This window comes from Sorangium sp. So ce131 (genome assembly GCF_051519095.1).
In the GTDB taxonomy this organism is placed as follows: Bacteria; Myxococcota_A; Polyangia; order Polyangiales; family Polyangiaceae; genus Sorangium.
Genome location: NZ_CP150455.1, coordinates 10,292,008 through 10,312,064, shown reverse-complemented (window position 1 = coordinate 10,312,064; position 20,057 = coordinate 10,292,008). Strand labels below are relative to the sequence as shown.

The following is a 20,057-nucleotide window of genomic DNA, read 5'->3' as shown; positions in this document are numbered from 1 at the left end:
GCGCGAGGCACCCGAGCCTGAGCCTCCCCCCCCCGGGGGGGGGGCAAGTTGCAGGCGGGCTGGCAGCGCGAACGACTAGACGAACTGCTGCCCGACGCGTGGGCGAGCTCGTCGCGCGCTGCTCCGACCGCCGGCGACGACGCGACCTGAGCAACGCAGACCTCGTCGCGACGCGGCGAGGCGGGCCGAGACCGCCTCGGTGGGCATCGTTGCAGGACCGCACCGGCCGTGGGCCAACGCGGCCCCGCGTCCAGTCTCGTCGACCCTGACGAGCGCCGCAACGCGCCGCGCCCATCGCGATCGTCGGGCGGTTACGCAGCCGCGGTCGTCACCGATCCGACGCGGAACGCGATGATCACCGACAGCCGCCTCCGCACGCTGGCGTCACTGGCCGTGCGCTCCTCGGTCGTCGCCTCGGGGGGCTCCTCAGCCCGGTCTCGCCGCCCTTGCCGGCGCCGTCGCTCTCGCATCGCACGGCAAGCCTATGTCGCTGGCCGCCTCGACGTCAGGATGGGCTCTACCGAACGCGTACGGTTGGGCGTACGGCCCAACCCAGGCCGAACCGGCGAGCCCCGGGCCCGGGGAGCTCGCCGAGACCGGCCCGTCGCCACCGACCGCCGTGGTCGCGTCGCTCGCCGGCCCCCTGAGCCGTGCCGTCACCCTCGGAGATGAGCTAGCAGCCCGCGTCGTTCACGAGGCGATCGGTGGACATCTCGGTCTGGCGCCCGTGTCGGACGCGCGAGTGCGCTCGCGCCCGTAGCGCGCAGGCCTACCGCCACCGGGAGGAGGCACCCGCGGATCGCACCACGTCGCCGAGCAGCAGGCGCCGTCCCCTCACGGGCTGGTCGAGGCGCGCAATGCCCCGATCAGCTCCGGCTGATCAGCGCATCGTCATCCTCTTGGTGTCGGCTAAAGCGACCAGGGCCGACAGATCGCCCGAATCCTGAAGATGCCCATCGAAACCACGTTCTCGCAACTCCGCCTATGCTCGCGATTGCCTCGCGCAGGTGCTCAAGGACTGGCCTCGGTTCCGGTAGACCTCGCCTTCCTGGCCTCTGAGGTAGCACAAGGCTCCTTGTGCGACCCGCCCATCCTCTGATAACATTGCAGTTATAGGAATAGCGTATCCACGCGCCGAAGGGACCACCTTCGTACCATAGCCTGCGGCAAAATTCAGCGCTTTAGAAATTCGTGAGGTGCGGTTGTGAGCTCGGCGAGGTCCAGCTCCAGTGCGACTTCTTTGCCGCCCTGCTTGACCCTTGCCCCCGCAGTGAAGGCCCCATACGCCAGCAGCCGCAGCGCTGCCTCCCCGCCTATCGGCGCCACGGTTCGTACTGGATCTCGGAAGCTGGGGTGTAGGTGAAACGCCACCTCATCCGTCAGCGGTCGCAATGGATCGATGCTCGTCACCTTCAACTGAATGCTGAACCACCCCGGGCGGGTGCTGGCAGGCTCGACGAGCCCCCTCAGAGCGAAGCCGTCCGCCTCGGGACTACCACCGAACGCTCGCTTGTGAGGATCAGCCGGATCGAGTCCCGATGGCGTGGTGCCACCGCACGCTACGCTCGTGGACGCGGCTCTCGCGGCGGCCAGAGCGTCCACAAGCCTGCGCAGAAGTATCACAAGCCCGACGTGGTCGTCGCCATTGGGCCGCGTCACGATCGGGTAGAACACCGGCGATACGCCGAATTTGCCCTCAAGACGGCGCCGGATGGCCGGCTCGTGATTCCAGTCCTTCAGGCCCAGGATGGCGTAGTGGCGTGGAAGGCCGGGGCCAAGCGACGCCTGCACCTCCCGGAGAAGCGCGATAAGATCCGGATCCCCAAGCGCGAAGCCAATGAAGAATACGGGTTGCACCGCGAACAACCCGAAGAGCATTCGGTTCGTGGACTCGCTCGACACATACCGGCTGATGTAATCGCGCTCCGTGAGTACGACCGTCCTGGGATCGTCCCACCTCCCATGTAGATGGACCACGCGACGGGCCGCGTCCGAGGCGCGCGGCATAGTCAATTCAGCCAGGAATTCCCGGACGGCATCTTTACTATCCCAGCAGAAACTGGTGGGTCCAACGTGGCGTTCGGCGGTCTCCACCCGTTCGAGCAGGTCGTCATAGTTGGTGGTCAAGAACTCCTTGATAGGGAGCTTCACCAGATGCCGAAGGGCTTCGGCATTACCATGCGGTTTCGGGCTAAAAGTCTTCTTAACAAACGCGAGATAGCGATCGTCCGTCAATCGTCGGCGATACTCTTCTGCAGTCCAGAGCAAATCATCGGCATCGAGCTGAGGTGACGTGCGTGGAGGACGCGGGTCATATACGTCCGCCTCGTCTGCTAACATATCGAGGAGAGCCTGCCATCCCGGATACCCGCACGGAATGCTCGTGCCGGCTCCAACAAAAGCGACCAACCCAGTCTGCAGCGCGCCGAGGAGCGCCACGAAGGCGCGGTCGTTGGCAGGTAATCTCATGACCGGACGAGGAGACACCAACGCCCACGCTCTGTCAAGCTTGAAGCTCACGCCCCTTTAGCGGCGCAGCATGGATCACGACCTTCGCGCCGTATGAGAACGGCTACACATTACGCGCTGGGTAGTCAGGAAACAGTCCTTCCGCCCGCCTTGGAGAGGAAAGCATAGAATGCGCTGCTGGCGTGCGTGGTGGCCGTCGCGACCGCTCTCCTCCGACGGAGCTCGGCGTATCCGGCTCTACGTGCGGACCCGGACTCGGAGGGGAACCAGGACTAACTCCCTTGCGGCAAAAATCTCTCTGCTACGTCCATTGGTATTGAAAGGAAAGGCACGGTCTCCCCGGATACGATCGCGGCGACTAGATCGGGCCGCACGCACAGGTCTGCGTACAATGCGAGGGGCGCGCATCCCGCCGACGTGCGGACCGCGCACAGCTCGACATCCACCGGGTTTGAAAGCGCCGCGTACGAGCCGGCTGTCGTCACCCCACCATTGCGAACCGCCCAGAACTGCGCCCGCACTAAACCCTTGTCGATGTCCCAGATCCGGGTCGTGCCGTCGAAACTCGTCGTAACCACACCATTTCCGTTGCTCAGCGATGCCATTGCCACGACAGGGCCGCTATGCGCGCCGAGCACGTTGTTCTGACGACCGGTCGCAACATCCCATATACGCAGTGTTGCGTCGAACGAACTACTGACAACACGCTTTCCGTCCGCCGTGAACACAACGCCACTAACCCAATCTGAATGTCCACGAAGGACCCTCAGTGGACCTCTTCGAACATTCCGAATATCCCAGATGCCCACAAAATTATCATATGAAGCCGTCGCGAGCAGGCTCGAATCTGGCGAGAATGCGACCGCGCTAACGCAAGAGCCGTGCCAAACAAATGCCGGACCCGGCGTCCAACTCGAAACATTCCAAAGGCGGACAGTATCATCGTGGGATGCAGTAGCAAGGAAGCGACCGTCTGGTGAAAATGCTGCGTCGGCTACCGCACTCTTATGACCAATCAAGCGTTTTAACAGGCTATTCGTGGCAAGCTCCCAGATTCTTATCCAGCCTCCGCGATGACCGGCCACAACAATTTTACCGTCATCCGAGATCGCTAGAGCGTCGACAGTTTCATCGGATGAGCCGGCGTTGACAGTAACGCCCGGCTCAAGCAGCGTAACGATCAGCGCTCCAGATTCCGTATCCCAAACTTTGACGATACCGTCGTGGGCACCAGACGCGACTCGCCGACCATCCCGCGAAGCGGCAATGCCTCCGATGAGACTCGGATGAGCCTCGATCTCACGCAGGAACCGGCCATCAAGCGCGCTCCATAGATGAACGCTAGCCGGACTTCCAAAGGACGCACTAGCGATTAACCGGCCGTCCTTTGAGGCACACACCTCCCCCTCGTGGGGAGACCCGGCCTCAACCGCGAGCTGCAGATTACATGTCCTCGCACCAAAGACCGAAAACGATCCGACCAATCCAAGCGCGATACGCGCGCCATCGGGCGAAAATGCAATGGAATATACACCGCGCCTAGAAATCTGAGCGACTTCGATACCGCTATTGACATCCCACAAGATTGTTGACGTCGATCCGGCGGCTACACGTTGCCCATCCGGAGAGATCCCCACGCTAATTACCTGGTGAAGACTACCGGTTAATACTTTAATCTCGCGGCTCTCAATGATGTCCCACACGCGCGCCGTCTTATCGTCTGAACCCGTAACGGCGCGAAGCCCGTCGGCCGAAACGACGAGCTTGCGAATTATTTCGGTGTGTCCTGTGAGCACCTGAAGCTGAGCCCCGGACTGGACGTCCCAGAGACGCACCGTCTTGTCCCAGGAGGCCGTCATCACACGCGCACCGTCAGGGAGAAAGACGACAGCGACAACCGGCCCCTCATGGCCCGTCAATTCGCGGACAACCCTGCCCGTCGTTGTGCTCCAAATCCGAACGACGTTTTTGAGGACAGCGGCTGCGACCAACGAATTGTCTCTCGAAATGGACACGCCGAAGAGCATGTTCTGCTCCTCGATACAGCGGAGAAGCGCGCCGCTTGCTGCGTCCCACACGCGAACCGTCTTGTCCCGTGACCCCGAAACGATCTTGGTCCCGTCGGCCGAGAGCGACAGGCAGGTAACCCAATAGGCGTGACCAACCAACGACATCAATAGCCGGCCGCTGGACGAATCAAAAATCCTCACTTTACCATCATGACAAGCGGTCACTAACCGCGCGCCGGACGGATCGAACGCAATGTCGGCAACTTGGTCCGTATGCAGGCCGACTTCGACAGTCACCACTTCACCGCTCGACGCAGGCTGCTCGGCATGTCGAAGGTCGTCCCGCCATCGAGCGTCGGATAACCCGACAAGTCCCTGCGTGCTATTCAATATAGGTTTGCGCCATGCGGTGGCCGCGACCGACACATTGCTAAGCATTGAATCCACGAATGATGGCTGGCGCTCCAGGGCTGAGCTGCCGTCGAACCGTGCGTCGCGAAGGTCTGCCCTGTCAAAACGACAATCATCGATTTGAGTACCTCGCGCATCAATCGAACGCATCCCTGCGTCTTCGCATGTTGCGTGCCGGAGATCCGCCCTCTGAAGATTTGCATTCATGAGGCGGGCGCCCGACAAATTCGCGGCGTTAAGCTGCGCGCCCGAGAGGTTCGCGCCCTCAAGCCACGCGCCTGCAAGCGCCGCATTGGGAAGGCGCATGCTCTCGAGCTGGGCGCCGTCGAGGCGCCACGGGCGAGTCTTCGACGAAGCGATCGTGCGATCATGATGCGCGAGGAGAAGCGCATTTTCAGAGAGTCGCGACCGGTACCCGCTGATGAGGATCGCTTCCACGGCGCGTCGCGCCTCGGCCCACGCTGGACGAGCTAGACAGTACGCGATGACCTCGGGGGATACCCTCGGAAGGTCGAGCGTGATCTCGACACCGCTCGCGAGCTCCCGCACGATACGGCGGGCGAGCAGGTACTCAAGAAACGATCTGTGCGCAAATCGATAGTAGCCGCCTCCCTCGGCGTCGCGCCAGACGAGGAACGAGCCCGACCGGAGCTCAAGCTGGGCGCCTGCATGACTCGCGATTTTTCTACAGATGTCCTCGCTAAGCTTATTGCTGACGAGTCCTACAAGGGCAGACCAGTGCACAGCGTCGCCGTCGACGCCGTCTCCGCCACGCCAGATGACGCGCGCCAGAGCCTCCGCGAATGCGATCTTCTCCTCGGGCGTCAGCCATTCTTGGCTGCCGGCCCAGGTCGCCCAACCGTCGATGTAGTATTCGTAGATATCGCTGACGGCCAGGTTGTCGTCATCGACCAACTTAGGCAGCGTCTGGCGTATAAGGTCCAGAAGGAGCGGGCGTTCCGCCAAGTTGCGCAGGTCATGCGTCCTCGTGAGCGCCTCCCAAGAACCATCGGCCGCGGAAACACGACGCAAGTAGGAACGAATGTGGCTCTCATTAAAGAGCTGAAGCTCCACGACGGCGAGGTTCGTCAGGTTGCCAAGGGTGGTTCTTAGCGGCGCTACGACGACCTCGGAGAACACCTTCTCAAGCTCTACAGGATCAACGAAGAGATGCGTGCGGCACGTGAGGACAATCTTGCTCCGGTCGGTACGCCACGAAAGCAATGCCCGCAGCGCATCGGCGAGCTGCGACGGCGACAATTGATTCGTCATCTCGTCAAATCCGTCTAGAATGAGGATGCACTCCCCTTCCTCGACCGCGAAGCGAATTTTGGACACGTCCTCTTCTCCGATGGCGCGGCGGACGAGACCGGCCAGGTCGACGTCCCCGGACCACTCTCGAAGATCGACAAGAACGATCGGCCTCGCGCCGCCTTCGATGGCAGCATGCGCGAGGCGTGCAGCCAGCGCGCGGGCCGTGGTGGATTTGCCGACGCCGTATTCACCAAGGACGAGGAGCAGCGACTGGTTGCCGACGAGCCAGCTGTCGAAGTGGGTAAAAATGGGGGCGATTTTTCCGCCGCGCAGCCGAGCGTCAGGCTCGACGAAGCGCTTACCCTCGTCCGATGTCTCGAACTGTGAGATCTTATGGATGTGCCGCTGATGGCGCGCCATTCGACGAATTTCGGTCCCGACCACCGCGGACGTATAAAGAGGAGCTGCCGACGGGGGCGGGCCGAACTCGATGAGCGCCTGCGGGAAGTCCCTACGCGAGGCCGTCAGCGACACGAGTTCCTCGGGGAAGGATGCCTCGTTCCCATAAAGGACGATCCGGCCGTCGCGAAGGATCAGCAATAGGTGCCCATCCACCGAAGATGCCCAAGCGGGCGGCGCGCCAAGGAGCGAGAGCAGGCCCGCCGCGCGATCGAGGCGTGGGAGCGCCAACTTGGTGGCGCGGAACGAGGCACCGTCACGTAATGTTCCGCTGTCGATGGGAACTTTCTCTAACTCTGCTCGAGACCAGGCTGGGAGGGGCACTCGTAGCGCGCCTACCAGGATTGTCGAGATACCGTTCGGAATTTCTCCGGGATCCTCGATCCACCGCTCGATCCGACCGTCTGAGGCGGGCGTTTTTCGCGGCAGCGGCAGGGCTTCCGGCACGAGGCCGTGGATAATTTGATTGATGATACGCTCAGGAGGCGGCCCTGCCGATTTCAAACGCTCTAAGACCTCACTCTCGAGCCACCGGCGAACGCCGGCGACCTCGATCGGCACCTGTGCGCCTCGCTCCACCTCGCGCAAGACCCGGATCGATGCCTCGGTGAGAGCGCGCTCGAGCCGGGCGTGCGAGACGATGCCGTCGTGCCAAACGTCGCGCGAGAGCGCGTGGAGGTGCTCGAGCCGCTGCGTACCTTCCGCGCCGTCCGCGAGATACTGCCAGCGGTCCCTGGCGATCGACGGAAGTTCGGCGCTCGCTGCTGCTTGCCGGAAGATAGTCGCGCCGCCCTCCAACCGCGAGAAGGCTTCGTCGACGCTGCTCGACGCGAGGATCGCCTCTGCCTTTTCCTTCAGATCGCGCCAGTGGCGCTCCTCCATAAAAACGGCTGCGGCGACGGTTCGCGACGCTACGACGGGCGCGTATCTTTGCCTGGGCTCTTCGATCTGCACGTCGGCCACGACGACGCCCTCCACGCCACTAGGCAATATGGGCGGTCGCCCGGAGGCGAGCACGGCGGGCGCAGCGTCTTCAGGCGTGATCAGCCTTGTGCCGCCTTCGCTGGCGTGATTTGCGTAGACGACCGGCGTGCCATAGCCGAATAGAAGTTCCTCGGCATTGCGCTCAAAATGCTCAATGGTCGCGAACGGCGTCAACGACGGCACCGCAAGGACGGCGCATCGATTGAGCTCCGCCGCCACCTTCGCCCCCACGTCGCCCTCTCGCTTTAGAAAATCAAGACAGACCAGCACGCCCAGAGCCCAGGATCCGATCGGAATCGCCGACCATCGGTCGCCGAGCACGAGATCCGGCTCCCATTTCGATGCGCTCAACTTGGTCTGCATTGCGATTGCGACGCCGTTGCGGAGCACGGGGGCCGTGGCGGATCCGATCACTGGCTTCGTGTCACCCGATAGACCGAGCCGCTCATACACACCGGACTTTCGATAGGCATCGACGGTCACGAGATGTGTTCCGGCGACGACAGTCATTCGTGCTCCCGCAGCCTTAGCGACGGTCGGCAACAGCGGGTATGGCGCGGCATACTCCGGAAGCACGAGTAGGTCGACATTGAGATCTCGACAAAATCGCACCACGCCTTCCAGTCGCGGTCTGAATTCGTCGAGGTAAACCTGCTCGATACGCTCGCGTAGCGTTCGCAATAGTCGGTCACCGTCTGCGGTCCCAGCGCGTAGAGCGGAGAGCCCGCGCCCCTCCCACGAGCCGGTAGGCTCGCGCTGCAGTTGCCTTCCGCCACCCTCGAAGGCGGCGTGGTAGCTCAGCTGTGCGGCTGCAAGACGAACGGTTGGCATGACCGGACCCTAAAGGAGCGTACTCGATCCTACATATCGCTTCACTTTCACGATGCCGCTCCCGGTAATCGTTGGGGGTAGTGTAGCCGACAGTAGGCCCTCCTTGTCAAGTGTTCCATAAGAGGCGACCATGGTGCGTCGTGATGAGATCGAGCCTTGGCCCCGTCCGCAGAGCAGGCGAGCGGTCTCACGGTGCACATCTCCAGTGACTGGGAGTCCCGCCCGGGTAAGCGCCGGAGCGCCCGGTTGCATGCCTCAGGTTGGCGGGGGAGACCCCGCGGTCCGAGCGGGGCGTAGAAGGCCTCCACGAAGAGAGCAAGAACGCGGGCCGTAGCATCGAGAGAAGCCTGCCGCCTCGACAGGCCAACAACGAGGGAGCCGAGCGGCGCACGCCACAGAAGGCCACGTCCGCCACATGGCAGTCCGGAGCAGCATGAGCGTCGGGTCCCTCCGGGGTAGAAGACGGAGCACGCGTTCAAGGAAAGTACGGAACACGGGAGACTCATCGGCGCTGCCGTCGTCGCGGCAAAGTGGCTTGTATCAGCCGAAGGTGAAGTCGAGCGCTGCGCGGCGGGAGTCCGAGGGGGCCGTAGTACCATCAAGGGCCGCGACGAACAACGCGGCCGGAGGCAGAGGCCCATGCGGTGGTCGCGTCGGTCTAGGAGGTAAGCGCAAGGGCATGGCCGGCAGGACCGGTCCCAACGACCCCCGCGGACGCGGGCCCGAGAACAGACTGCGACAACTTCAACGCCCGCTGTGGGTCGCGGCCAAACGGCATCCAGGGCGCCGGTTCCACGCGCTGTACGACCGCGTCGCGAGGTGCGACGTCCTCGCGGAAGCGTGGCAGCGGAACCGAGGTGTGGCGGGCGTCGATGCCCAGACGCTCGTCAACGTCGAGCAGCGAGAGGTCCGACGTGTCCGTCGTATGCTGACGCCCGCCAGCGGCCCAACGCTCCGATCCGCCTTCGGGACGGGCCCCCGCACGTCCGCTGTCCGCCCCGCAAACCGGTCCGCCGGTCAGCGGTGACCCGCAGGATCACACGAGGCGCGGGTGAAGCGCCCACGGAACAGGGTTCGCCGCTCGCCTACCGTGCGAAAACTCTGGAAGCGCTCATCGCTGGAGACGATCGTCGCTGAGCGACGGTCTTGCAGCGGCATGGAGCGGAGAATCTCCGCGGCCGAGCAGGGGCGGCGGGCCGGACGCATGCTCCGAGCGTACCAGACGACGCGGGCGGACGGCGTGGACGCGCGTGTCCGGTGGAGCGCGCCTCGTCCCTCTCGCAGTCATGAACCGCCGCGGGAGCCGTCACCGGTCGCGGCGCTTTTCTAAGCCGCAAGCGAGAAATCTCGTCGCTCGATCACAATGAGCGACCGCGAAACACGCGACACTTCTGCACGCTCGACCGCGTCATCGCGGTGGTATGAAAAGCAGCGCCGCGCTGGATGGGCCAGCGCGGCGCTGTGGTCCCCCTCGTTTGCCCCGAGGTGAACCGTGCGGGCTTCTATTCTACGGGTCCCTCGACGGCAAGCGGCGGCCCTGGCCCTCGTCCTTGGCTCCGCGTTCCCCGTACAGGCCGCGGCCGCGGACCCTCCTCCCCGGTCCCGCGAGGTGCAAGAGCTCATCGCGGAGGCGGAGAAGGCCGCCAAGCGGCTCGACCTCGCTCGCGCCCGCGAGCTCTGGGCGCGGATCAACGAGCTCGAGCCCTCGACGATGGCCGTGTGTCAGCTCGGCGTGTTCGACCTGCGCCTCGGCCGGCTCGAGGAGGCCGCGGCCGAGCTCTCCACGTGCGTCGCGCAGATGCCCGCGCCGACCAACGACATCGAGCGCCGCCGCTACGAGGTCCGACGCGCCGACCTCGCGGCCGTCCGGCAACGCGTGGCCGAGCTCCACGTGAGCGCCCCGCCGGGCACGGCGCGGCTCCTGGTGGACGGTCGCGAGGTGAGCGCGGGTGGCCCGGTCTTCGTCGCCCCTGGACAGCACGAGGTCACGGCGATGGGCAAGCAGGGGCAGGTAGCCCGTGCGCTCGTCCAGGTGACGGCGGGGCAGTCGCGGCGCGTCGCCCTCGCCTTCGAGGCCCCGAAGGCCGCCAGTGCCCCAGCGCGGGCGCGCAACCCGTGGACCATCGGGGGTGCGGTTTCGGAACGCGCTGCGCACGGGGCAGGAGCTACGGCGGCGCCGAGCCGGACGCCGGGAGCTTCCGCCGCGTACCGCTGCGGCGCCCGAAGGCACGGCTCCCGATTCGAGTGCGTCGGGCCCGGCCGTCGCCCGTTGCGATCGCAGGGGTGCAAGCCGCTCGTGGTCGTCGCACGGCAAGGTCGTGAGCCGCGCGGCGCGGCCCTTACCGCGCGGGTGCCGTCGATCGAAGACCCGCGGCTGGTCAGCGGCGTGGTCGAGCGCTTGATCCGTTCGCTCTCCCGCTCCGCTCGCCGGAGTACCGCACGCGGTGATCGAGGAGATGGCGTTCCCGGGCGACCTGGAACGCATGCGCGAGGTGATCGGCGCAGGCGCGGCTTAGCAGCTCGACGATGCCGAGAGGCCGCCGGGGCAACAGCGGCGACGCCCTTGAGCAGCGGTGCGGCCTGCGAGATCGTCCGGGCTGCGGGGCCCGCGGAACCGCATCGGGCCATCCGCGGCCGTACGGACACATCGACCCAAGGATTGGGAATTCATGAAGCACACCATTGATGAGCTGCTCGACGTCGTCTATCGATACTATCCCCGTGGTGTTGGGATGACCGATGACGGCGATATCGACGTTCAGCGATGCATGGAGACCAAAGAGCACGACCGGCTCGTGCGCGCGCGGATCCAGGCATCGAAGAGCGACCGATGGCGCGACCTGCGGCGTCGCCTCCGAGACGGATTCCCTGGTAGGTTCATGAACCACTCGCTGTATCTCCCCGGCGGAGACTGCGACGCCTGTTACTCTTTCTCGATCGACATGCCGGAGTCCACGGGGCGAACGCTGTGGTTCCATGTGAGCTTTCTGGTTCCTTACTACATCGCCCATAGCGAACGCACGGTCGATATCGTGAAGCGAACGAGGGACTCGTTCTCGGTCAAGTTTCTAGGGCTACATTTTATCGTTCCGCGAAGCCCATCCGATCCGAGGTTCGTCGCTCGTCCGGACCATGGACTAAGTTTCGCTATCGTCAGGAAAGAAGTTGCCACCTTCGATCTGTTGCCCGATGAGCGGCTATGCGCGGAGTGGATTTCCGGCGACATTGAAGCGACCTTCGGTTGCAAACGCATGCCGCCGGAGATCGGGACCGTGCTCGTGCCCGATGTGATGCCGGGCCTGCGTCTCCCCGGGGAGGCTAGACTCTACGACTGCCTGTTCACGGACCAGCACACGTGGGTGGAGCCATCGCCGTCTGATGAGCCGGCACCCGGCGTCCGGATCGAAGCGAGCAACCTGACACAGCCGCTCATCGCGGTGCTCACGGTGCTCGCGGCGCTCTACTGCATCTTGTGGCCCCTGAGGCCAGAGTTGCAGAGCGGTTCTTGCTACTGCGTGGTGGAGACGGATGGAGTCCTTCGCAAGGACGAGTTGATCGACACGCTCGCGAAGATTCGCGTACTCCTCGAGCCGCCGATGACTCCATGGGGCATCGCTGCGAAGCGCGAGTTCGAAGCTGCCACCCGCGAGCTCGAAGCGCTGGTCGCTTCGTGGGACGGTGAAGGCGAGCCGCCGGCCGCCATGGTCGCCTGGGCCTGGAGCTTCCTGGCGAGTTGGCCCGTGAACTCGGAGCCCGTAGCGTCGTCGTAGCACGCTCCGGCGCGCGAGATCGCGTCGAGGCCGTTCGGCTCCGATCTGGTGCTCGCCCGCATGGCCAACGTGCTGTTCGTCCACGTGATGCGAGCGTACGTCGAGACGCTCGGCGAGGCGCGGATGCGCGGGAGGCGCCGGCCGAGGTGCTTGCTGCCGTCCCGAGCGTCCAGCAAGGTTGCGACGTCGTGGGTGGTCCTTCCCGCGGGCCCGGATCCCGGGGCGCGAGGCGCCGCCGCGTTCCTGCTAGCGCCCTGCCACCTCGACACGGTCGACGACTCGCGCGATCCCCTGGAGGAGCCCCCGCCAGGAAGTCCGAAGCCGTCCCCGCGCCCCCGTGCGGGGCGGGCGGAACGCCGTGAGCCCATTCGGGTGAAGTGGCTCGTCCATGCCGGAGATGGGTGACACCCATCTCCCGGTGGACGTGCCGCCATCAAACGACAGGTGGCACCCATCTCCGCGATGGCGGGCGGGACGCACGCTCCGAGCGTACCGGACCGGTGCAGCGCGCCTGGCCGCTCTCACGGTCATGGACCGCCGCGAGAATCGTCACCGGTCGCGGCGCTTTTTCAGGTCGCAAACGAGAAATTTCATCGCTCGATCGCAATGCTCTCCACGGAACACGTGGCACTTCTGCACGCTCGACCGCGTCGTCGCGGTGGTATGAAAAGCAGCGCCGCGCTGGATGGGCCAGCGCGGCGCTGTGGTCCCCCTCGTTTGCCCCGAGGTGAACCGTGCGGGCTTCTATTCTACCGTTCCAGCCGCGGCAAGCGGCGGCCCTAGCCCTCGTCCTTGCCTCCGCGTTCCCCGTACAGGCCGCGGCCGCGGACCCTCCTCCCCGGTCCCGCGAGGTCCAGGAGCTCATCGAGGAGGCGGAGAAGGCCGCCAAGCGACTCGACCTCGCTCGCGCCCGCGAGCTCTGGGTGCGGATCAACGAGCTCGAGCCCTCGACGATGGCCGTGTGTCAGCTCGGCGTGTTCGACCTGCGCCTCGGCCGGATCGAGGAGGCCGCGGCCGAGCTCTCCACGTGCGTCGCGCAGATGCCCGCGCCGACCAACGACATCGAGCGCCGCCGCTACGAGGTCCGACGCGCCGACCTCGCGGCCGTCCGGCAACGCGTGGCCGAGCTCCACGTGAGCGCCCCGCCGGGCACGGCGCGGCTCCTGGTGGACGGTCGCGAGGTGCGCGCGGGCGGCCCCGTCTTCGTCGCCCCTGGACAGCACGAGGTCACCGCGACGGGCAAGCAGGGGCAGGTCGCCCGTGCGCTCGTCAGGGTGACGGCGGGGCAGTCGCGGCGCGTCGCCCTCGCCTTCGAGGCCCCGAAAGCCGCAAGCCCGCCAGCGCGGGCGCGCAACCCGTGGACCATCGGCACCGGCGCGGCCGCCTCGGCGGCCCTGCTCGGCGCCGGCATCGGCCTTCACCTGGCCGGCGACGCCGCGGAGAGTGAAACGGCCGCCAAGGTGTCGCGCCTTTCGGACGGCTCGATGCTCCCGAGCAGCGCGCAGTTCCGCAAGACCTACGACGAAGCGCACGCGGCGAACACACGAGCGGGCCTGTTCCATGGCTTCGGCTCGGCTGCGCTCGTCGTCGGGGCAGTGGTCGGTACCGCAACGGTCGTGTACGTCGTCTGGCCGCGGAAGGCCGAGATCCGCACGAGAGGCGCCGGCGCGGAGGTCAAGCTCGTATGGTAGCCGCCGGCGACGTCTGGGAAGGCCACGAGCTCCTCAACGAGGAGCGCGGCTTGCTCCGTCACTTCCTCGCGCGGCAGGTCGGCGACACGGGGGCTCTGGTCTGGCTGCACGTCCACGAGGGCGCGCGCCTCGATGCGGGCCTGTTCGCTGAGGAGATCGCGCGCCTGCAGCGCCTCTCCGACGAGGTCCCGGAGGTCGTCCCCGTGCTCTACGGAGGAGTGAACGGCGCCGTGGCTTGGGCAGCGTCACCCGTGCTCGGCGACGCGATCCCGCTCCTCGACGCCACGCGCGGAAACGACCTCGGGCCGGCGGATCTTAAGGTGCTGATCGACGTCGGCCGTCGTCTCGTGCGTGCTCATGAGCTCTCCTTCATCCACGGCGCCCTCAGTCCGGACCGGGTCTTCATCGGGGGCGATGGCCGATACGCGATCACCCACTTCGGGTTTGCCCGTCTTTTTCAGCTCGGCCCGGAGGACGCTCGTCAAGATCCGTACGGGTACGCACCGCCGGAACTCCTCTCCGGTGGACGGCTGGGACCTCGCGCGGACGTCTACGGCTTCGGCACGATCATGTACGAGCTCTTGTGCAAGCGTGCCCTCTCGCCGTGGACCCCAGCCCCGAGTTTTCCCAGCGGGATCCCTCCAGTGCTCCAGCTGATGATGCAAAGGGCCCTTGCGGAGAACCCCAAGCGACGGCAGCCAAGCATCGGAGAGATGCTCTCTGTCCTGACTCGCTTTGACCGTGCGTGGGAGGCGCTTGGCGGACCGCCGGAACTTCCCGATGCGGGTATCTTCGCGGCGCCGTCCGGCGCTCGGCACACGCCGGACGAGCAAGCGCCGATCTCCGCCGAGGAAGCAAAGCCGTTCGCCTGGAATGAAGGGGAGGGGCGAGTCGGCGAGTTCCCCACGCCGCACCCTTCCGAAGCGCCCGACACGCTCAAGAGTGTGTCGCCGTGCGACGCGCGGGACCACGCCACCCCCGCGCCTCCGGTCGCCGCACCGCGCCCTCCCGAAACGCCCGACACGCTCAAGAGTGCGGTACCGCCGCGCGACGCGCGGGGCTACGCCACCCCCGCGCCTCCGGTCGCGCCGCCGTCGCCTCCAGTGCCCAATCTGCCGGACCTCGAGCCGACGCTGCCCGCGGCGCCGGCGCCCTCACCCCCGCCCTCCACGCGTCCAAGCGGCCCTCTAGGGCGACGCTCCCCCGCGCGGTGGTTCGGCGCGGTGCTCGCGCTGGCGTTCGTGCTAGGCAGCGCGGCCGCGGTGCTGTGGTGGGAGCCCCCTCGTCGAGCCGTGCCGCGCCTGGAGTCAGTCGTCCAAGCCGCCGCGGTTCGAGCCATCCCGCCGCCCTCAGCTCGACCGCTCGAGCGATGCCCTGAGCCGGTCCCAGAGGCCTCCCCGCCGCCCGTCGCGGCGCGGCCGCGCACGACCCCGTCCGCCGCTCCAATGCGGCAAGCCATGAAGACACCGGCCCAGGAGCCTGATCCTTGTGACGGTCTGCTCCCTTGCCAGAGTCAGAAGGTCTTTTACTGAGCAGCGCGAGGGGTTCTCATGCGGTCTATATCTTGTTTTGCCTTCAGCATGGCTGCGTTGCTCGGTTGCGGTGATGAGCTCCATATTCCGCGGCCCCGGACCGATGACAACCCGATGCTGCTGTGGGTGGGCAAAACGCTAGATTATCCGATCTGTCCGGATGGTCGGCTCGATTACTGGGATGGCTGGGCCGGCGTGCGCACGGATCCTCAGTACCAGAACGAATGCGGGACGTGCACGTGCGGCTCCGCCGCGTGCGCGCTACCGGACAGGATGCTGGTGCACGAGGCGCCTCTCTGCGCGGGCGAAGGAATCGAGGTCGACCTCTCTGGTGCAGCCAACCCGTCGGGGCACTGCGTCAAGCTCTCGTCCCCTATCCCGGGCGACGCCTTCGCCGCGGTCACCCTGAAGTCGCCTACGATGGCTACCGAGTGCAAGTCCTCGGCGCAGCTTGCTCTGCCGCCCCTCAGCGGGACCTTTGCACGAGCTTGCCCGTGGACCGGTGAGTATGAGTCAGCCTTCAACGGGCTGGTGTGCATCGCACCCGAAGACGACGGCTCGTGCCGGCCGGGCTTCTCCGCGCGCTTCGAGTTTCAGGAGAAGATCCGAGACGCGCGTACCTGCACGCCCTGTACGTGCGGCGCACCCGTCGGTGGAAGCTGCGTGGCGGACGTGCTGCTCTTCAGCGACGCGAGCTGCTCTCTCATGCTGTACTCGGGCAATGGAATCGGTACAAGCGAGCAGGCCTGCTATGTTACATATGAAGATTCGCCTCTGGCAGGGGCGCGTGTAGTGCTCGCGCAGGATGAGCCGGGCACGTGCCCGCCAACAACCGATATCTCCCTGGTGGATGGCACGATCGAGAGCGGCGAAACCCGAACTTTCTGCTGCTCCAGCGCGGACCTGATGGAGGTAATTCATGCCAATGCTGACGATTGACCCAGGCCGTGGGATAACAGCCGCGCTGCGCTCGGTTGTGCTCTCCATGCTGGCTACGTGGGGGACCATCGGCTGCTCTTCGCCGGTGCCGCCCGACAACCTGCCGGAGCCAGATCCGAGCCAGCTCATCTTGCTCTTCGTCGGCCGGCCCGAGAACGCTCCGCGATGCGGTCCGCACGGCGACAGCAATCTCTTGTGGGAAGGGTGGGTAGGGACACCTGGGCACGAGGAATGCGAGCCCTGCACGTGTGGACCGTCGCGATGTGTGCTTTCGCACACGGTGGATGTACACTCCTCGTCCGTGTGCGCCCTCAGCGACCTCGTAAGCAGGATCGATCCGGGCACTTCCTGGGATGGGACCTGTTTTCCTCTTCCCGAGCCCATTCCGAGCGACTCCTATGCCTTTGTGACCATCCACCCGCCCCTTGTGACGGACTGCCAAGCTATCCCCGAGGTTCCTGCGCTGCGGCGAACGGGCATGCGCTTCGTCCGGGCTTGTGGTCCAGATGTCGACTTCGCTTGGCCGGACTTCCTTCAATGTTACCAGCCGCAGCCGAGCGGAGAGTGCTGGGCGTCCCACGAGACACGGCGGGAGTTCCCCCTCTACAACGACACGCGTACGTGCAGCCCGTGCTCCTGTGGGGAGCCGAGCGGCGGCGATTGCCGCATGCAGACCACGTTGTACCGGCAGGTAGGATGCTCCGGCGAGATCGGATCCGTTCTCATCTCCGGGCTGGATGAGCCGCTCTGCACGGACACGATCCAGGGGCGGATCGGCGCGGTGCGGTCCATCTTAACGAAGGACGAGCCTAGCTGCGCCCCCTCGACAGAGTCCAAGGTGGTAAGCGGGAAGGTCGAACCCGGTGACACGCATGTGCTCTGCTGCAACCGTTGAGACGAGCATCGCCCTATCCTCCTGGACCCGGACCTTCACCGCGACGGGGATGCGGTCGCGCCCCGAGCTCGGCCAGGGGACGACGGCGAGCGCGCCGAACTCGCGGATGTCCGCCTCGACGCCGGCGCCACCGCCTAACGTGCGCCTCCGCGCCGCGCTCGCGCTACGATCCCGTCACGGGACCAAGTCGCCCGAGCTTCCCTCCGGCGGCGTACCGCCACCAACGCCGCCGCGGAGGGGGAGGGCCCCGAGCTTGCCTCGAGCGCCTCGACGGCGAAGCGCCCGAGCCCGGTCAAGTGGACGGCGGCCGCCCAAGGGAATGGCTACGGATCCACCCAAGTCCACTTGGGCGAGAAGAGGCACATGTAGATCGTCGCCTCGCCCATCATCTTCACGCCGTCCATGTCCACATCCGGCACCACCTCGTTCCCGAGCTCCGGCGGGATCGGTTGGTAGCCTGGGTACGTGGCCTCGATCTCTTGGGCGACCGCCGCCGGTATCTCATCGGGCTCGCCCGCATCGTGGATCCCATAATACGGGCCGAGGAGGCTCACGTGGAAGCTGAGCGAAGCCCTGCTGTTGGGCGAGGGAACGGGCTCCAAGTCCTTGGGGCGATAGATGCGGGCCGAGTAGGCCGGGTCAGCCCCTCCCGACACCAGGCTGAGCGACTCGTTCTGAAGGCCGTATCGATCCCCCAGGAGGTGGATCATCGCTTCCCACGTTGGGTACTCCGCTCGTCCGCGGTTTGCGGCTTCCACCAGGCGGCGGTGCTCCTCCGTGTCGACGTAGACGAGCTCGCCCGGAGGTACATGGATGCGTGAAATTTTATGCATACCCCGCGGGTAGAAGCGGTAGACGAGGTCGAGCAGCTCCGAGCGAGTTATCTTCATGGATTCGTCACCGTGGCGCCGAGGCCCCGATACTTTAACTTGAACGCAGCGTCCGCCTCGCCGGCAAACTTTTTGCAAAAGATTCCCGACGGAAGGTTGTAGTCCAAGCGGTTTGCGACCTCCTCTGAGATCTCGTCGCTGAGGATGGCTGCACGGATCGAATCGACTTTTCCCATCAACTCAGTCCGAAGCGGCATTTGGATGGTGATAGGGCAGTGCCACTCGTTAGTGCTGCGGCCGCCGCGCTCAACAACGATATGCGTGAACCTCAGGTTGGCCTTAGCCACTTGCCACCCGCCGCCCTTGCCCCGTCCGTCGTCCTCGACGGTGGTGACAAACGGGAAGTCCGACAGATCAAAATCTACGTATCTGAATGAGGCCATTCCAGGCGACGGACACTTCTCGCTGCATGCCTCGCTGCAGGTCAAGAAGGCCGCTCCGTCGCCGGCTATGTCGCCGACTCCGGGGCACGGATCTCGCGGGCTCTCCGGGCTGTTCGTCGGACGCGCGTCCTCCTCCTCCTCGTCGTCTTCGAGGTCCGACTCGTTGCACGCGATCTTGCGCTCGCTGCCGTCGTACGGGTCTTCCGGCGGCTCCGCCCCGAAGTCACCGGATCCGGCGGAGGTGTAGACCGGGCGGGGCTCCGAGCCTGGACCGGCACCTGCGCCTGAAGTTCTGTCCCCGACAGGATAGCAGTCTCCTATCGTCCAGTTGCACGCCGCCAGCGTCCAAACTGATATGACCACGATCAGCAACAGAAATCTCTTCGCGTTCATTTGGCACTCCATCGAAGCACAGGACCAGCAACAACGACGACGGACACGTAGCCCGGGAGCACAAGACTACCCCTGCCGACCCAATCCACATTGACGCTCACCGACACGCCCAGCGGTCCGGCAACGTACGCGTTGGTCTGCGCGTGGCCGCCCACGGCCAAGCCACCGACCCGGCCGCACAAGGTGATGCCGCACGCCGGCACGAGGTAGAGCGCGACCGATGGCCCCGCGCTGACGTTGCCGTCCTTCCATGCGTACCCGATGTCAACCGAGGCCTGGTTGTAGACCCCGGGTCCGCCCTCCTGGGTCGGGGGTAGGATCGTGCACAGGTCGTGCACCGTGAACAGGATGTCTCGCTGGATGGGCCACGCTACGCCCGCGTGCGGCCCCACCGCGAGGCGCGGAACGGTACCGGCCTGGAACCACCCGAGGCTCACACCGGCGCTCAGCTCGTACGCTTCTACGCGCGCCGGGACAACAAGGAGCGGGAGGACAACCCCTGCTGCCCATGAGAGTTGTCGCTGTGACGCCCTCACCGTCTCCCCCCGGGTGGAAGCCTGCGGCCGCTGCGCGCGCAGCGCGCTGAGAACCGCGGGCCATTTCTCTGAGCGTGGCGTGGGCGTCAAATATAAATTTCGCGCTCAGATCGGGATGTATGCGGAACGGCCCGCTCCGGGCGTGCGCAGGGGCGCACGCGGTTACGCGGCGGGGGTGTCGCCAACGAGCTGGTCGATGAACGGCCGGTCACCAGCGCCCGATGCATTCCTCGACCTTCGCGGCCGCTCCGCGGCCCGGCCAGGCGACCTCGACGGCTTGAGCCCGAGGCTTGCGGGCGTTCACCTCGCCCCCGCAGCCGCTCCCCCGCCTGGCGCCGCCCCAAGCGAGCTGCGCACCTCTGCGGGGTAAAGCCGGCCTACCAGGTCAGCGGCGGCGCCGGAAGCGGAGGACGAGCGCGGCGCCCATGCCGACGAGCACGAGCAGGACCACGCCGACCCACACCCAATCCAGGGGATCCGAGCTGAAGGAGATGGCCACCGCGCCGCACCCGGGAGAACACGCTCTTTTCATCAGGCAGCCCATCCTTTCATCAACCACCCCTTCCGGTCCGCCGGAAGGTGCGGACCACGTCGCGGTGGTCCTCGACGCC

Annotated in this window: 11 protein-coding genes; 5 read left to right on the top strand and 6 right to left on the bottom strand. The window is 65.7% G+C overall.

Features of this window, described 5'->3' with window-relative positions:
* Nucleotides 1-1,173: 1,173 nt before the first annotated feature.
* Both WMF43_RS37445 and WMF43_RS37440 read right to left on the bottom strand, forming a co-directional pair.
* The gene (locus tag WMF43_RS37445) at nucleotides 1,174-2,520 is read right to left on the bottom strand and encodes an SIR2 family protein (protein WP_437672233.1); all 1,347 of its coding nucleotides are present in this window, start codon (nucleotides 2,518-2,520) and stop codon (nucleotides 1,174-1,176) included.
* A 221-nt stretch (nucleotides 2,521-2,741) separates the two neighbouring features.
* Complete coding sequence (locus WMF43_RS37440; RefSeq protein ID WP_437672231.1) at nucleotides 2,742-8,417, bottom strand: pentapeptide repeat-containing protein; 5,676 nt, start codon at nucleotides 8,415-8,417, stop codon at nucleotides 2,742-2,744.
* Nucleotides 8,418-10,026: 1,609 nt separating this feature from the next.
* Between WMF43_RS37440 and WMF43_RS37435 the strand changes: the two genes are divergently transcribed.
* The 5 genes from WMF43_RS37435 to WMF43_RS37415 all read left to right on the top strand — a co-directional run bounded on the left by WMF43_RS37435 (nucleotide 10,027) and on the right by WMF43_RS37415 (nucleotide 16,349).
* Entirely contained in the window at nucleotides 10,027-11,103 is a 1,077-nt protein-coding gene (locus WMF43_RS37435) for a hypothetical protein (protein WP_437672229.1), read from the top strand.
* Nucleotides 11,087-12,187 carry a hypothetical protein gene (locus tag WMF43_RS37430; RefSeq protein ID WP_437672227.1) on the top strand — a complete coding sequence of 367 codons (1,101 nt, stop codon included), beginning with the start codon at nucleotides 11,087-11,089 and terminating at the stop codon, nucleotides 12,185-12,187. Before WMF43_RS37435 ends, WMF43_RS37430 begins: the two co-directional genes overlap by 17 nt.
* A 734-nt stretch (nucleotides 12,188-12,921) precedes the next feature.
* A complete protein-coding gene (locus WMF43_RS37425) occupies nucleotides 12,922-13,878 on the top strand; it encodes a hypothetical protein (RefSeq protein WP_437672225.1) in 957 nt (318 codons plus the stop codon).
* Complete coding sequence (locus tag WMF43_RS37420; RefSeq protein WP_437672223.1) at nucleotides 13,872-15,410, top strand: protein kinase domain-containing protein; 1,539 nt, start codon at nucleotides 13,872-13,874, stop codon at nucleotides 15,408-15,410. Before WMF43_RS37425 ends, WMF43_RS37420 begins: the two co-directional genes overlap by 7 nt.
* A 114-nt stretch (nucleotides 15,411-15,524) precedes the next feature.
* On the top strand, nucleotides 15,525-16,349 hold the full coding sequence (locus WMF43_RS37415; RefSeq protein ID WP_437672222.1) for a hypothetical protein: 825 nt from the start codon (nucleotides 15,525-15,527) through the stop codon (nucleotides 16,347-16,349).
* A gap of 1,218 nt (nucleotides 16,350-17,567) precedes the next feature.
* Here WMF43_RS37415 and WMF43_RS37410 read toward each other — a convergent pair.
* The 4 genes from WMF43_RS37410 to WMF43_RS37395 form a co-directional block, all read right to left on the bottom strand.
* Complete coding sequence (locus WMF43_RS37410; protein WP_437672220.1) at nucleotides 17,568-18,134, bottom strand: hypothetical protein; 567 nt, start codon at nucleotides 18,132-18,134, stop codon at nucleotides 17,568-17,570.
* A complete protein-coding gene (locus WMF43_RS37405; RefSeq protein ID WP_437672218.1) occupies nucleotides 18,131-18,910 on the bottom strand; it encodes a hypothetical protein in 780 nt (259 codons plus the stop codon). Before WMF43_RS37405 ends, WMF43_RS37410 begins: the two co-directional genes overlap by 4 nt.
* Nucleotides 18,907-19,347 carry a hypothetical protein gene (locus tag WMF43_RS37400; RefSeq protein ID WP_437672216.1) on the bottom strand — a complete coding sequence of 147 codons (441 nt, stop codon included), beginning with the start codon at nucleotides 19,345-19,347 and terminating at the stop codon, nucleotides 18,907-18,909. Before WMF43_RS37400 ends, WMF43_RS37405 begins: the two co-directional genes overlap by 4 nt.
* Nucleotides 19,348-19,831: 484 nt before the next feature.
* Nucleotides 19,832-19,978: a hypothetical protein gene (locus tag WMF43_RS37395; RefSeq protein WP_437672214.1), complete on the bottom strand. Its 147-nt coding sequence runs from the start codon at nucleotides 19,976-19,978 to the stop codon at nucleotides 19,832-19,834.
* Nucleotides 19,979-20,057: the final 79 nt, after the last annotated feature.